Here is a 13,201-nt window from a genome sequence, read left to right on the forward strand (position 1 = left end):
GGTGATCAAGAAAGATGGGGTCGGAGCGCAACCTGATGGGCTCCTCAGGAGTCTCATTAGTGACCGTGGTCGTCCACGACGACAACTCTGGGGAGAGTGGGCCCGTCTTGGGCGATCACGGTCGACGATGAGCGCTGGATATTGAGATGCGGACAACCGCCGCCGTCGGGCAGCATGGGGCGGTTGGCTCCGGCGACGCGGGGCTCAAATATCCTGATAGCAGTATGGGAACCTCTGCGTTGTCCTCTCCACTCACCGAGCTCCAGTCACGCCTGCCCGACCTGATGCCGCGAGACCAGCGGCGACTTCGGCGCAGGCTCGACGGCGTACGCCGGGTGCGCTCCCGCGAGGCCCGGGAAAAGATCACCGCGGAGATCGTCGCCGACGTGGAACGTGCTGAGCGACGCCTCGCCCGGCGCCGCGAAGCCGTACCAGAAGTGAGATATCCGGAAAACCTGCCCGTATCCCAGCGCAAGGACGACATCCTCGCGGCCATTCGCGACAACCAGGTCGTGATCATCGCCGGGGAGACCGGATCCGGCAAGACCACTCAGATCCCGAAGATCTGCCTGGAGCTGGGGCGCGGCGTCAGGGGCCTGGTCGGCCACACCCAGCCGCGCCGCATCGCCGCCCGCACGGTGGCCGAGCGCATCGCCGAAGAGCTGGGCACCGAGTTGGGCCAGACGGTCGGCTACAAAGTACGCTTCACCGACCAGGCGAGCGACCGCACCCTGGTCAAGCTGATGACCGACGGCATCCTGCTGGCCGAGCTGCAGAACGACCGGCTGCTGGAGCAGTACGACACGCTGATCATCGACGAGGCGCACGAGCGCAGCCTCAACATCGACTTCATCCTCGGCTACCTGAAGCAGCTCCTGCCCAAGCGCCCCGACCTCAAGCTGATCATCACCAGTGCCACGATCGACCCGGAGCGGTTCTCCCGCCACTTCGACGACGCCCCGATCGTCGAGGTCTCCGGCCGCACCTACCCGGTCGAGGTGCGCTACCGGCCGCTCGACGAGGATGACGACCAGACGCAGGGCATCGTCGACGCCTGCCGCGAGCTGGTCTCCGAGGGGCCCGGCGACATCCTGGTGTTCCTGTCGGGGGAGCGGGAGATCCGCGACGCCGCCGACGCGCTCGACAAGGCCGACTTCCGCAACACCGAGGTGCTGCCGCTGTACGCCCGGCTCAGCGCCGCCGAGCAGCACCGCGTGTTCCAGCGCCACACGGGCCGGCGCATCGTGCTGGCCACCAACGTGGCCGAGACGTCGCTGACCGTTCCGGGCATCAAATACGTGGTCGACCCGGGGTTCGCCCGCATCTCCCGCTACAGCCACCGCACCAAGGTGCAGCGCCTGCCGATCGAGGCCATCTCGCAGGCGAGCGCCAACCAGCGCAAGGGCCGCTCGGGCCGGACGTCCGACGGCGTCTGCATCCGGCTCTACGAGGAGGAGGACTTCCTCAACCGGCCGGAGTTCACCGACCCGGAGATCCTGCGCACGAACCTCGCCTCGGTCATCCTCCAGATGACCTCGATCGGGCTGGGCGACATCGAGGCGTTCCCGTTCGTCGAGCCGCCCGACCGCCGCCAGGTACGCGACGGCGTGAGCCTGCTGCACGAGCTGGGCGCGTTCGACGGCCAGGGCGGCATCACCGGCGTCGGCCGCAAGCTGGCCGGGCTGCCGGTCGACCCGCGCCTGGGCCGGATGGTCCTGGAGGCGGAGAAGAACGGCTGCCTGCGCGAGGTCATGGTGATCGCCGCCGCGCTGTCGATCCAGGATCCGCGCGAGCGCCCCGTCGACAAGCAGCAGGCGGCCGACGAGAAGCATCGCCGCTTCGCCGACCCCGAGTCCGACTTCCTGTCCTACCTCAACCTGTGGAACCACCTGCGGGAGAAACAGCAGGAGCTGTCCTCCAGCGCCTTCCGCCGCCTGTGCAAGTCGGAGTTCCTCAACTACCTGCGCGTACGCGAATGGCAGGACATCTACAGCCAGATCCGCCACTCGCTCGGCGCCCAGCCCAACAGCACGCAGGCCGATCCGCAGCAGGTGCACGCCTCGCTGCTCGTCGGCCTGCTGTCGCACATCGGCGTCAAGGACGTCATGGAGAAGCGGACCCCCGACGGGCGCCGCCCGATCCAGGAGTACATCGGCGCCCGCAACGCCCGCTTCGCCATCTTCCCCGGCTCCGCGCTGGCCAGGAAGCAGCCGCAGTGGGTGATGTCGGCCGAGCTGGTCGAGACCTCCCGGCTGTGGGCCAGGGTCAACGCAAAGATCGAGCCCGACTGGGTCGAGCCGCTCGCCCAGCACCTGGTCAAACGCACCTACTCCGAGCCGCACTGGGAGAAGAACCAGGGCGCGGTGATCGCGCTGGAGAAGGTCACCCTCTACGGCGTGCCCCTGGTGACCGGGCGAAAGGTCAACTACGGCCGCATCGACCCCGACCTGTCACGCGAGCTGTTCATCAGGCACGCCCTCGTCGAAGGCGACTGGGACAGCCACCACCGCTTCCTCCAGGACAACAGGAGGCTGCTCGAAGAGGTCGAGGAGCTCGAGAACCGGGCCCGCCGCCGCGACATCATGGTCGACGACGAGGCCCTGTTCGACTTCTACGACCAGCGCGTCCCCGCCGACGTCGTCTCCGCGCGCCACTTCGACTCCTGGTGGAAGAAGGTCAGGACCACCGAGCCCGACCTGCTGACGTACTCGCCCGAGATGCTGGTCAACGAGGGTGCCGACGTCAGCACCAACGACTACCCCGACGCCTGGCGGCAGCTCGGCCAGCGGATGAAGCTGACCTACCAGTTCGAGCCCGGGGCCGACGCCGACGGCGTCACGGTGCACGTGCCGCTGGCGGTGCTCAACCAGGTCAGCTCCGACGGGTTCGACTGGCAGATCCCCGGCCTGCGCGACGAACTGATCACCGCCCTGATCAGGTCGCTGCCCAAGCACCTGCGCCGCAACTTCGTGCCCGCCCCCAACTACGCCAAGCAGGTGCTCGAAGGCGTACAACAGGGCGGCGAACCCCTGCTGGAGGCCGTGGAGCGGGAGCTGCTCCGGCTGACCGGGATCCGCGTGCCGCACGACGCCTGGCAGCTCGACCAGGTCCCCGACCACCTGCGCATCACCTACCGGGTGATCGACGAACGCAAGCGTACGATCGCCGAGGACAAGGACCTCGACGCGCTCAAGCGGCGCCTGGCGCCGCGCCTGCGCAAGACGCTCTCGGCCGCCGCCGACGACCTGGAGCAGTCGGGCCTGCACACCTGGAGCTTCGGCACCCTGCCCAAGGTCTTCGAGCAGGGCCGCATGAAGGGCTACCCGGCGCTGGTGGACGACGGCGACTCCGTGTCGATCAAGATCTTCGAGACGGAGGCCGAGCAGCGCCGCTCCCACTGGCCCGGCACCCGCCGCCTGCTGCTGCTCAACGTCACCAACCCGGCCAAGTCACTGCTGGGCGGCCTGTCCAACCAGGCCAAGCTGGCCCTGTCCCGCAGCCCGCACGGGGGCGCCGTGGCGCTGTTCGACGACGTGGTGAACGCGGCGATCGACAAGCTCATGCTCGACGTGGGCGGCCCCGCCTGGGACCCGGTCTCGTTCGACCGCCTCTACCAGCACGTACGAGCCCACCTGCACGAGACGTCGGCCGACGTCCTGGCCCGGACGGAACAGATCCTCACCGTGTGGCACGCGGTCGGCACCCGCCTCGACGCCCTCCGCCAGAGCGACTCCACCTCGGACGTCCGCGACCAGCTCGCCAAGCTCGTCTACGCGGGCTTCGTCACCGCGACGGGCCATCGGCGCCTGCCTGATGTGCTGCGATACATGCGAGCCATCGAACGCCGCCTGACCAAGCTGCCCGAGGAGCCGTGGCGGGACGAGGAGTGGATGGGCCGGGTGCACAAGATGGAGGACTCGTACGAGGACCTGCTGACCCGGCTGCACCCAGCGCGACGCTCGGACCCGGACGTGGTGGAGATCCGATGGATGATCGAGGAGCTCCGGGTCAGCTTCTTCGCCCAGACGTTGGGCACACCGACCCCGGTGTCGGAGAAGCGCATCACGAAGGCGATGGAGCGGCTCACGCCTTGAAGATGGAGGTGTCGAGCTCGAAGTCGATCGGGGCCGGCAGCCGGAGCGGGGTCCCGACCTCCACGGTGGCCGTCGTCCGATAGGCACCGTCTCTGATGTCGCTGTAGACGGTGATGGACGGCGGCTCGGCGACTGTGTCGATCAGCAGGTAGATCGGCACGCCGCCGGCCGCGTAGAGGGGAGGCTTCTCTACGCGGTCTCTGAGGGTGCTTCCGGCTGAGACGACCTCGGCGACCATGATCAGCCCTGAGGACAACAGCTCGCGGTTGTCCCAGTGGGGGCAATCGGCCGAAGACAGGACGAAGTCGGGCTGGACGGGCTCGTGTGAACCCTCGACGCACACACCGACATTGCCGGTCCACCCTTCCCAGCTATGTCCTTCCAGGACGGGTATGAGCGCACGGAACAGCCCCATCGCGCAGTCAGCTTGCTCAAGGGTGCCGACTGGGCTCACGATGAGGTTTCCGTTGATCACTTCCGCCCGGAAACCGGGGAGTTCGGGGAGGGCATCGAACAACTCTCGAGCGGTACGCGGCATCCGGCTCAGGCCTTGAAGATGGAGGTGTCGAGCTCGAAGTCGATCGGCTTGGGTAGGTACAGCGGTGTGCCCATGACCACTCTGGTCGTCTGCTGGTAGGCGCCGTTTTTGATCTCGCTGAACACGGTGGCCGCCGGTTGGTCGGCGATCGGATCGATCAACAGGTAGATCGGCACTCCGCCTTGTGCGTAGACCTCCCGCTTCTCGTGGTGATCGCGATGGACGCTGCTCGGTGAGACCACCTCGGCCACCAGCAGGACATGAGAGGACAGCAGTTCGTATTCGCCCCAGCGACGGCAGTTGGGCGGCGACAGCAGGTAGTCCGGTGCGAGTGACTCACGCGAGCCCTCGATGCAGATGCTCACGGTGCCCACGGCAGCGCGCCAGCCGCGTTCCTTCCTGAGCGGCAGAAGGGCCTCACTCAGGTCGGAGGCGATCCAACCGTGCTCGGGGGTGCCCATTGGGCTCACGATCAAGTTCCCTTCGATGACTTCTGCCCGGAGGCCGGGCAGAGGGGGGAGGGCATCGAACAACTCTCGGGCGGTAGACGGCATCCGGCTGTCGCTGGTCTGCTCCAGCTCGGTGTCTTCGTCGTCCCGAATTGCCATGGCGACCATTGAAATCTGTCCCTTCGTATTCGAACGGGCACGCTAAGTATTCCATCCGGCGCGGCAGAACGCACCCCGAACGGCCCCTCATCGAAGGTCGATGAGGGATCCGTACAGTTGGGGGGACTATCCAGGAGGTTTGATGATCAAGGCAGTGGTGTTCGACGTGGGCGAGACGCTCATCGACGAGACCCGCATCTGGTCCCGCTGGGCCGACCGGCTCGGTGTGAGCAGCTTCGTGCTGATGGGTGCGCTCGGCGGGATGGCCGCGCTCGACCGCTCCCACAGCGAGGCGTTCCAGCTCGTACGGCCCGGCATCGACGTACGGGCCGAGATCGCGGCCTGGGAACGGGACGAACCCCGCAGCCTGCGCAACCACTTCGACGCCGACGACCTCTACCCCGACGTCCGCGAGAGCCTCAAGGCCCTGCGAGAGGCCGGGTACCAGGTGATCGTCGCGGGCAACCAGCCGGCCAGGGCCTTCGACGCGCTGGTCGCCATGGACCTGCCCGTCGACTCGGTGCACACGTCGGAGGGCTGGGGCGTGTCCAAGCCCGCCCCCGAGTTCTTCGCCAAGGTGGCCGCCATCGCCGGGCGGGAGCCCGCCGAGATCCTCTACGTGGGCGACCGGCTGGACAACGACGTGCTCCCCGCCGCGCGGGCGGGCATGCGCACGGCGCTACTGCGCCGGGGCCCCTGGGGATACCTGCACGCCGAGCGGCCGCAGGCACGGGCCGCCGACATGATCGTCGACGATCTGCCCGCCCTGCTGCCCGCGCTGGAGCGGCTCACCTGAGCTTGTCGCCGGGAGCGGCTCACCTGAGTTTGTCGTCGGGGTCGATGCGGACCGCGCGCTCCTCGGCGGACAGATCGCCGCCGTCCGCACCCCAATCCTCGCCCCACTCCTCGCTGTCCGTGTCCGGCGCCAGCCCCTCGTCGGGCTGGGTGAGCCGGTGCGCTTCGCGTGGAGTGCGTTCCCGATCCGGCGCCTCGCGCCGCAGCCGCTCGTCGAGCGTGTCCCCGTGCGCGGGGTCGTCCTCTTCTATGTCATGGGTGATACCGAGGTCGTCGGTCCACTCTTCGACCTCGATGCCCTGTTCGTCGCTGTAGCCGTGTCTATCCGGAGGTTGTTCGGTCATACGCGCTCTCTTACCCCGCACCAGGTCCCGAATCCTTGTGGGGTCAAACCGGTTCGAGCGGGCGGTCCCGGTCTACCAGGGCGGCGTAGTGGCCCTCCAGTGACATCAGTGTGTCGTGTGTGCCGCGTTCGACGACCCGGCCGCGGTCCAGGACGACGATCTGGTCCGCGTCGCGGACCGTGGAGAGGCGGTGCGCGATCATGATCGTGGTGCGGCCCTCGGCCAGCGTGTCCAATGCCTCCTGTACGGCCCGTTCGGTCTGGGTGTCGAGGGCGCTGGTCGCCTCGTCGAGCACGAGCACCGGCGGGTTGCGCAGCAGGGTGCGGGCGATGGCCAGCCGCTGCTTCTCGCCCCCGGAGAACCGGTAGCCGCGCTCGCCCACCAGCGTGTCGTAGCCGTCGGGCAGCGAGGCGATGTGGTCGTGGATGCGGGCCGCCCTGGCGGCGTCCTCCAGCTCCTCGTCCGTGGCCGACGGCCGGGCGAAGCGCAGGTTGTTGGCGATCGTGGCGTGGAACAGGTACGTCTCCTGGGAGACCACGCCGACCGTCTCGGCCAGCGTCTCGAAGGTGAGGTCGCGCACGTCCACCCCGTCGATCGTCACCCGGCCGCCGGTCACGTCGTAGAGCCGGGGCAGCAGGTAGCTGAGCGTCGTCTTGCCCGAGCCGGTCTCGCCGACGACGGCCAGGCTGGTGCCCGGCGGCACGGTGATGTCCACGCCGGCGAGCGTGGGCTCCTCGCCGTAGGAGAAGTCGACCCGCTCGTAACGGACCTCGCCGCGGACGCCGCTCAGCGTGCGGGTGCCCGGGTGGATGTCGACCGACAGGTCCAGGTACTCGAAGATGCGGCCGAACAGCGCGAGCGAGCTCTGCACCTCGACGCCCAGCCGCAGCAGCGACACCGCCGGCCTGAACAGGCTGACCTGCAACGTCGTGAACGCCACCAGCGTGCCGACGGAGATCACGCCGGTGTAGCCGACCGCCCAGTAGACCAGCGCGGGCATCGCGGCCATGACGATCTGGATCGACGACTGCCGCCAGCGCCCCGCCATGCTGGACTGCACGCCCAGTTCGGCCAGCTCGTCGGAGGCGTCGGCGAAGCGCTCGGTCAGCTCGGGCGAGCGGCCCATCGTCCGGCCGAGCAGGATGCCGCTGATCGACAGCGACTCCTGCACCATCGACGAGATCACGGCCAGTTTCCGCTGCCGCTCGGAGGTGATGCGGCGGCGTTCGCTGCCCACCTTGCGGCTGATCCCCACGAACACCGGCAGCAGCAGGAGCGAGATCACGGTCAGCCGCCAGTCGAGCGCCAGCATGGCGACGATGGTGGCGATCACGGTGGTCAGGTTCGAGATGAGCGAGGTGGCGGTGGAGGTGACCACCGACTGCATGCCGCCGATGTCGTTGGCGATGCGCGACTGGACCTCGCCGGTCTTGGTGCGGGTGAAGAACGCCAGCGACATGCGCTGCAGGTGGCCGTAGACGGAGGTACGCAGGTCGTGCATGACCCGCTGACCGACCGTGGTGGAGACCAGCGTCTGCAGGACGTCGAACACGCTGGTGATCACCGCGACCAGGATCATGCCCAGGGCGAGGAGCGCCAGCAGCATGGCGTCGCGGGACGGGATCGCCACGTCCAGCACCTCGCGCAGCAGGAACGGCGAGGCCAGCGAGACCAGCGACGACAGGAGGATGAGTGCGCCGACGACGGCCAGCCGGGCTCGGTAGGCGCGGAAGAGTTTGATGATGCGCCGCAACGGCGCGCGGGGTTCCTCAGCCAAGTAGGACTCCTTTTCAGATGCTCCCTCAAACAGAGGTTAGCTCATAATTATTCCGGTAAGCTGTCCGGCATGCAGGACGTGGAGCTGTCGGAGCTCTTGCACCGGGTCAGCCGCCGTCTGCGGCACGGCTACGTTCATCGGCTCGTCCCCCTCGGCGTCAACCCGGGGCAGGCGCGGGCGCTGCGCGCGCTCGCCGACGCCGACCGGCCGCTCAGGATGGTGCAGCTCGCCGACGAGCTGCGGATCGTGCCGCGCTCGGTCACGCCCGTCATCGACGCGCTGGAGCAGGCGGGCCTGGTGCGCAGGGAGATCGATCCGGCCAACCGGCGCTCCACGCTGGTGGTGCTCACGGAGGCGGGCCGCGAGATGCACGAGCGGTCGCGGGAGGCGCGCAGGCAGGCGGGTCAGGACCTGTTCGCGGTCCTCTCCGAGGACCAGCGCGACCAGCTCAAGGACCTGCTCGGAGCGATCGACGGTCAGTTCGGCTGAGTGCCGCGAGGCGGTCTGTGCTCGATGACCGTACCGCCGACCGCCGTACCGCCGACCGCCGTATCGCCGACCACCGTGCTGCCGACCACAGTGCCGCCGACCACCGTGGCGAGGCAGGGCGGCCCGCTGAGCAGGGCGGAGTACGGGTAACGGCCACGGGCGTCGAACACCGCGAAGTCGGCCCGGCTGCCCGGCCCGAGCGAGCCGATCCGGCCCGTCCTGCTCGCCATGCCGAGCGCCTGGGCCCCGCCCAGTGTGGCGGCCTCGACCAGCCTGCGATCGAGCTCCCGGAGCCGCAGCCCGCGCCCCCTGGTCTGCTGCCTGATGGATCTGGCCAGGCTGAGCAGATCGGCCACCCGGCCGGAAGAGGCGGGGGCGCGGGTGCCGAAGGCGACGCGGTTGCCCTCGTCCAGGAGCGTGAGCATGTCGTCAGGCGGCGACGGGCACAGGGCGGCCACGCTCCCGCGCAGCCGCAGCAGCTTGCGCTCACCGGGATCGAGCGGCCGGCCGCAGGCCACGTGGCAGTGCGGCCCCAGGATGCCCGCCTCGTCGAGCGTCGCGGGCGAGTGGCGGTCCAGGTCGGCCAGCAGCCGCAGGCCGAACGTCCTGGCCAGCACCGCCACGTCCTCCAGCACCTGCGGGTCGGGCGTGTACGCGGCGATGCCCACCGTACGCGGCCGGTCGACCTCGCGGATCGCGGTGATGACCGCGTCGCGCCCGGTCTCCTCCCAGACCTGCTCGGACTCGTACGACACCTCGACATAGGAGACGCCGGGCAGCCGGGCCGACTCGGCCGGGTCGGTGACGAGCCCGGCCCGCGCGGTCACCCCGGGCGGCGGCGGAGCCGCCGGGGCGCAGGCGTCCACCAGCCCCGCCACGATCATGCCCGGCCAGCGTTGCTCCCGGGTGACGGGGAAGTAGGCGAGCAGCTCATCCCGGAGCCCCACCTGAAGGATCCGGTCGCCCCGCACGGCGAGCGCGGCGCCACGCAGCGGCTCGGCGTCGATCGGCAGCACCAGCGGCGCCGAGTGGAGGACGATCGGCGCGGGCGTGCGGCTGCCGAGCTTCGGCCTTCGGCCAGCTGCGGCACGCTTCGCGGACGGCAAATCGGACTCCCCTTGTGGAAAGCACCCTCTCGGCATTAAACGTGAGCCCGGCCTGCCGTGCAATCATGGGCCGGGCCGGGCGTCCCTGGGCCGATACCTACCCGAAAGCCGGGCGAGCTTGAGGCTGAGATGCAGGGCCAGCCGCTCGCCGCCGTCCTTCAGGTCGGTGCGGGCCAGCTCCTCCAGCCGCTGCAGCCGGTAGTAGAGGGAGGTGCGGTGCAGGCGCAGCGCCCGCGACGTGGCCACCGCGCTGCCGGCCAGATCCAGGTACGTCTCCAGCGTCTCCAGCAGTGGCAGGTGCTGATCGTCGGCGAGCAGCTCCGCCAGCCCCGGATGCAGCTCGTGGTGGGCGAGATGGGTGAGCATCCGGTAGACGCCGAGCCGGGCCCACTCCACCGACCGGCCGAGATCGGGCACCCGGGCGGCCACCTCGGCCGCGTGCCGCGCCTCCGCGTACGACCCGGCGGCCTCGGCCAGCGCGGGCCTGGCCCGCCCGATCCCGACCACCACCGGGATCGACATCGCCGCGTGCAGCTCGTCGGCCGCCACCGGGCCGCCCGCAGTGAGCAGCACGGCGTGGTCGAAGCGGACCAGGTGCAGCGGGTGGTGCCCGCTCAGCCGCCGCCGCAGCGTGAGCAGGCCCTGCTCCAGCGCGAGCCGGAGCGCCTCGTCCGGTTCGTCCGACAGCGGCCTGGCCACCAGTACGGTCACCGGCTGGGCCTGCGGGAAGGCGCCTGCCTCGATGAGCTGCCTGGCCGAGTCCGGTTCGCCGAGCAGCAGGCCGGTGACCGCCTCCAGCTCCCGGTGCGAGGCCAGCCCCGTGGCCAGGCTCTCGTGGAAGAGCGCCAGGGCCAGGGCGGGCGCCGCCGCGGCGGCCTCGGCGATCTGCTCACCGGACATGGCCGGCCCGGAGTCGATGAACCAGAGGAAGCCCAGCAGCCCGGCGTCGTGGCGTACCGGAACGCAGACCCGGGGGAGCAGGCTCAGGTGCGGCGCGCCCGGGATGCGTAACGGGCCGGGCGCGTCGTGGATCCCGGCGGAACGCACCCACTGGCGTACCTCGGGCGTGCTGTGCCGGCGCAGGATCGAGTCGCGGCGGATGTCGTCCATCGTGCCGTACTGCTCGCTGTAAGCGACGACGCGTTGCACGCGGTCCTCCAACAACAGCGGTCTGTCAAGGCGAGCCGCGAGCTCGTCCACGGTCCGCTGGAGATCCGCCACCACGTCACCTGGACATTTCATCATTTGTCGGAACGACCCCTACACGTCTTCCCTACAACTGATCGATGATCTCCGTCAACTTCGTCTATAACGTCTTTCCGTGAATGCCCCCAAGAAGCTGCTGAAAGGTCTGCTGGCGGCCCTCGTGCTGATTCCGATGAGCCTTGTGGCGACCCCGGCTTCCGCAGCACCCCCCACAGATGATCCCGAGTACCCCTGGCGGCAGAACCACTGGCCGCAGACCCAGCCCTGGCAACAGGACGCACCCACCGACGGCCAGGCACTCCGCGGCCGTCCGACGGGCGGCATCGAGCCGATCGACCCGCAGAACTGGGAGAACCCCGACCACATGACGTGGGCGGACTACAAGAAGGTGCCGGGCACCAACTGGAACGACCCGGCGGTCAAGGGCTCCAAGCGCACCTTCAAGGGCGCGTTGGTGCTCCTGGACTATCCGAACCAGCCGTTCGTGGTCACCCAGCCCAAGGGCTCGACGATCTACGCCAACCCGAGCGCCGAGGCCCACGACATCCCTCGTGACCAGGTGGCCAAGTTCTACCAGGACTTCCTCAACACCCCGAACGCCCTCAACAAGGGGCACACCATCCATGAGTACTGGATGGAGGACTCCGGCGGTCGCTACGGAGTCGAGCTGACCGGCTTCGGCCCGTACACGATGCCGGGCAAGGACCACGAGTACGCCATGGAGTTCCAGGGCGGCACCGCCTGCCCGGCGGGCGACCGGTGCGACAGGAACCTGCGCACCGACGGGAACGCCGCGTTCATCGGCGCGATCGGCGAGGAGGCCGCCAAGCAGTTCGACTTCATCTTCTACGTGAGTGCCGGCCAGGACGAGTCGTCCACCTGGCAGGAGTTCGGGATGATGAAGTTCCCCACCAAGGAGGACGTGACGGACGAATGGGGTCCGCCCGACCCCAACCTGCCGAACTGGGCCCAGACCCGCTACGTCGACTGGACCTCCTGGCAGGCCGGCTCCAACTTCTGGCCCAACGCCAACATCGGCGTCGACTCGGTCCAGGCCGAGAGCTCCGGCATGGCCGTCTACGCCCACGAGTTCAGCCACATCCTGGGCGTACTGGACAACTACAACAACCCGTACAGCATCCCGGCCCGCCGCGCCTACACCGGCATCTGGGAGATGCTCAGCCGGGGCAGCTTCAACGGTCCCGGCGGCCCGCACTCCCGCTGGCTGATCCCGCCGACCTCCGGCGCGTCCATGGGCGCCCAGCACATGCTGCGCAACAAGATCAAGCTGGAGATGGTCGACGAGCAGAACGTGCTGCGCCTGTCGCGCGAGGCCCTCGACGAGTCGGGCCTGGTGAAGGCCAGGGTCATCGCCCGCGAGGCGCAGCCGGGCAAGAGCGAGCTGTCGGGCGTCAACATCGCCTTCGACACCGGCGACAAGAGCCCGGCCTGCAGCACGCAGACCAACCCGCTCTGTGACGGCGGCGGCTACGAGAACTACACGGTCGAGGTCGTCGACCGGGTCGGCACCGACTCCTTCACCCCCGACTCCGGCGTGCTCGTGGCCAAGACCAAGAACCAGGACCGGGCGCCGTTCGAGTGGGTGATCGACGCCAACCCGCAGGACATCGGGATGACCGACTACGTCATGCCCGACGGGACCAAGGTGCCGATCACGATCGGCGACTACCGCCAGCTCGCCGACGCCCTCTTCCACGCGGGCACCGGCTCCGGCAGCCAGTACGAGTACGTTGACCAGGCCAACCGCCTGCACTTCTACGTGACCGACCTGAAGCGCGGCCGCGACGGCACCCTGTCGTACACGGTCGCGATCCGCTCGCTCGACGGCGCGGGCCCGCAGAAGCGCGGCGTCAAGGTGCTCCCCGCCGCCGGGATCCCGACCGGCAAGGGCTACTCGACCTGCAAGTTCCCGCTGTTCAACACCGGCAAGGCGGCCCCCGCGCAGGGGACGCACCCCGAGGACGTCAGCGCCTACCTCAACTCCGACGTCTACCGGCTCAAGGCCGAGGTGCAGGGCAAGGGCTGGACCACCCAGCTGCCCAACGCCCTGGCCGCCGTCGACTTCGGCAAGCAGGAGGTGGTCGCGGTCAACGCCGTGCGCGCCTCGGGCGGTGACCGGCACGCCAAGGTCACGCTCACCGCGACCTCGGAGAGCGACCCCACCAAGACGGTGACGGCCACCTGTCCGGTGATCGGCCTTTAGCTGAAGGATGGGGTACGGCT

At 69.2% G+C, this 13,201-nt stretch carries 10 protein-coding genes; 4 read left to right on the plus strand and 6 right to left on the minus strand.

What is annotated here, in order from left to right; translation table 11 throughout:
* Positions 1 to 224 precede the first annotated feature (224 nt).
* Positions 225 to 4,094, plus strand: coding sequence for an ATP-dependent RNA helicase HrpA (hrpA, locus tag KLK06_RS13740; RefSeq protein WP_214635813.1), 3,870 nt, complete (start codon positions 225 to 227; stop codon positions 4,092 to 4,094).
* Here hrpA and KLK06_RS13745 read toward each other — a convergent pair.
* Together KLK06_RS13745 and KLK06_RS13750 are read right to left on the minus strand one after the other, a co-directional pair.
* The gene (locus KLK06_RS13745; RefSeq protein WP_250905360.1) at positions 4,084 to 4,611 is read right to left on the minus strand and encodes a Uma2 family endonuclease; all 528 of its coding nucleotides are present in this window, start codon (positions 4,609 to 4,611) and stop codon (positions 4,084 to 4,086) included. The genes hrpA and KLK06_RS13745 overlap by 11 nt on opposite strands.
* A 26-nt stretch (positions 4,612 to 4,637) precedes the next feature.
* Positions 4,638 to 5,249 (minus strand): Uma2 family endonuclease, encoded by a 612-nt coding sequence (locus tag KLK06_RS13750; RefSeq protein WP_250905361.1) that lies wholly within the window; start codon positions 5,247 to 5,249, stop codon positions 4,638 to 4,640.
* 133 nt (positions 5,250 to 5,382) lie between these two features.
* On the opposite strand from KLK06_RS13750, the gene KLK06_RS13755 reads away from it, so the two are divergent.
* Positions 5,383 to 6,036: an HAD family hydrolase gene (locus KLK06_RS13755; RefSeq protein WP_214635815.1), complete on the plus strand. Its 654-nt coding sequence runs from the start codon at positions 5,383 to 5,385 to the stop codon at positions 6,034 to 6,036.
* A 19-nt stretch (positions 6,037 to 6,055) separates the two neighbouring features.
* Here KLK06_RS13755 and KLK06_RS13760 read toward each other — a convergent pair whose 3' ends face one another.
* Together KLK06_RS13760 and KLK06_RS13765 are read right to left on the minus strand one after the other, a co-directional pair.
* Entirely contained in the window at positions 6,056 to 6,379 is a 324-nt protein-coding gene (locus KLK06_RS13760) for a DUF5709 domain-containing protein (RefSeq protein ID WP_214635816.1), read from the minus strand.
* Between the two features lie 43 nt (positions 6,380 to 6,422).
* Complete coding sequence (locus tag KLK06_RS13765) at positions 6,423 to 8,156, minus strand: ABC transporter ATP-binding protein (RefSeq protein WP_284734979.1); 1,734 nt, start codon at positions 8,154 to 8,156, stop codon at positions 6,423 to 6,425.
* A 69-nt stretch (positions 8,157 to 8,225) separates the two neighbouring features.
* Here KLK06_RS13765 and KLK06_RS13770 point away from each other — a divergent pair, with 69 nt between their 5' ends.
* The gene (locus tag KLK06_RS13770) at positions 8,226 to 8,645 is read left to right on the plus strand and encodes a MarR family winged helix-turn-helix transcriptional regulator (protein ID WP_214635817.1); all 420 of its coding nucleotides are present in this window, start codon (positions 8,226 to 8,228) and stop codon (positions 8,643 to 8,645) included.
* Here KLK06_RS13770 and KLK06_RS59810 read toward each other — a convergent pair.
* Complete coding sequence (locus KLK06_RS59810; protein WP_250905362.1) at positions 8,633 to 9,751, minus strand: amidohydrolase family protein; 1,119 nt, start codon at positions 9,749 to 9,751, stop codon at positions 8,633 to 8,635. The two genes, KLK06_RS13770 and KLK06_RS59810, sit on opposite strands and share 13 nt — an antisense overlap.
* Before the next feature lie 63 nt (positions 9,752 to 9,814).
* Positions 9,815 to 10,972, minus strand: a complete 1,158-nt coding sequence (locus KLK06_RS13780) for a CdaR family transcriptional regulator (protein ID WP_214635818.1) — start codon at positions 10,970 to 10,972, stop codon at positions 9,815 to 9,817.
* 100 nt (positions 10,973 to 11,072) lie between these two features.
* On the opposite strand from KLK06_RS13780, the gene KLK06_RS13785 reads away from it, so the two are divergent.
* Positions 11,073 to 13,181, plus strand: coding sequence for a M6 family metalloprotease domain-containing protein (locus KLK06_RS13785; RefSeq protein WP_308168228.1), 2,109 nt, complete (start codon positions 11,073 to 11,075; stop codon positions 13,179 to 13,181).
* The last annotated feature ends 20 nt before the right edge of the window (positions 13,182 to 13,201 follow it).

Origin of the sequence: Nonomuraea sp. NEAU-A123, from assembly GCF_018603905.1 — a bacterium.
Classification (GTDB): Bacteria; Actinomycetota; Actinomycetes; order Streptosporangiales; family Streptosporangiaceae; genus Nonomuraea.

What these genes read in the sequence shown, in the direction of transcription:
- KLK06_RS13750 (WP_250905361.1), bottom strand. Translation starts at nt 5,249, where the DNA reads ATGGTCGCCATGGCAATTCGGGACGACGAAGACACCGAGCTGGAGCAG.
- KLK06_RS13755 (WP_214635815.1), top strand. Translation starts at nt 5,383, where the DNA reads ATGATCAAGGCAGTGGTGTTCGACGTGGGCGAGACGCTCATCGACGAG.
- KLK06_RS13760 (WP_214635816.1), bottom strand. Translation starts at nt 6,379, where the DNA reads ATGACCGAACAACCTCCGGATAGACACGGCTACAGCGACGAACAGGGC.
- hrpA (WP_214635813.1), top strand. Translation starts at nt 225, where the DNA reads ATGGGAACCTCTGCGTTGTCCTCTCCACTCACCGAGCTCCAGTCACGC.
- KLK06_RS13770 (WP_214635817.1), top strand. Translation starts at nt 8,226, where the DNA reads ATGCAGGACGTGGAGCTGTCGGAGCTCTTGCACCGGGTCAGCCGCCGT.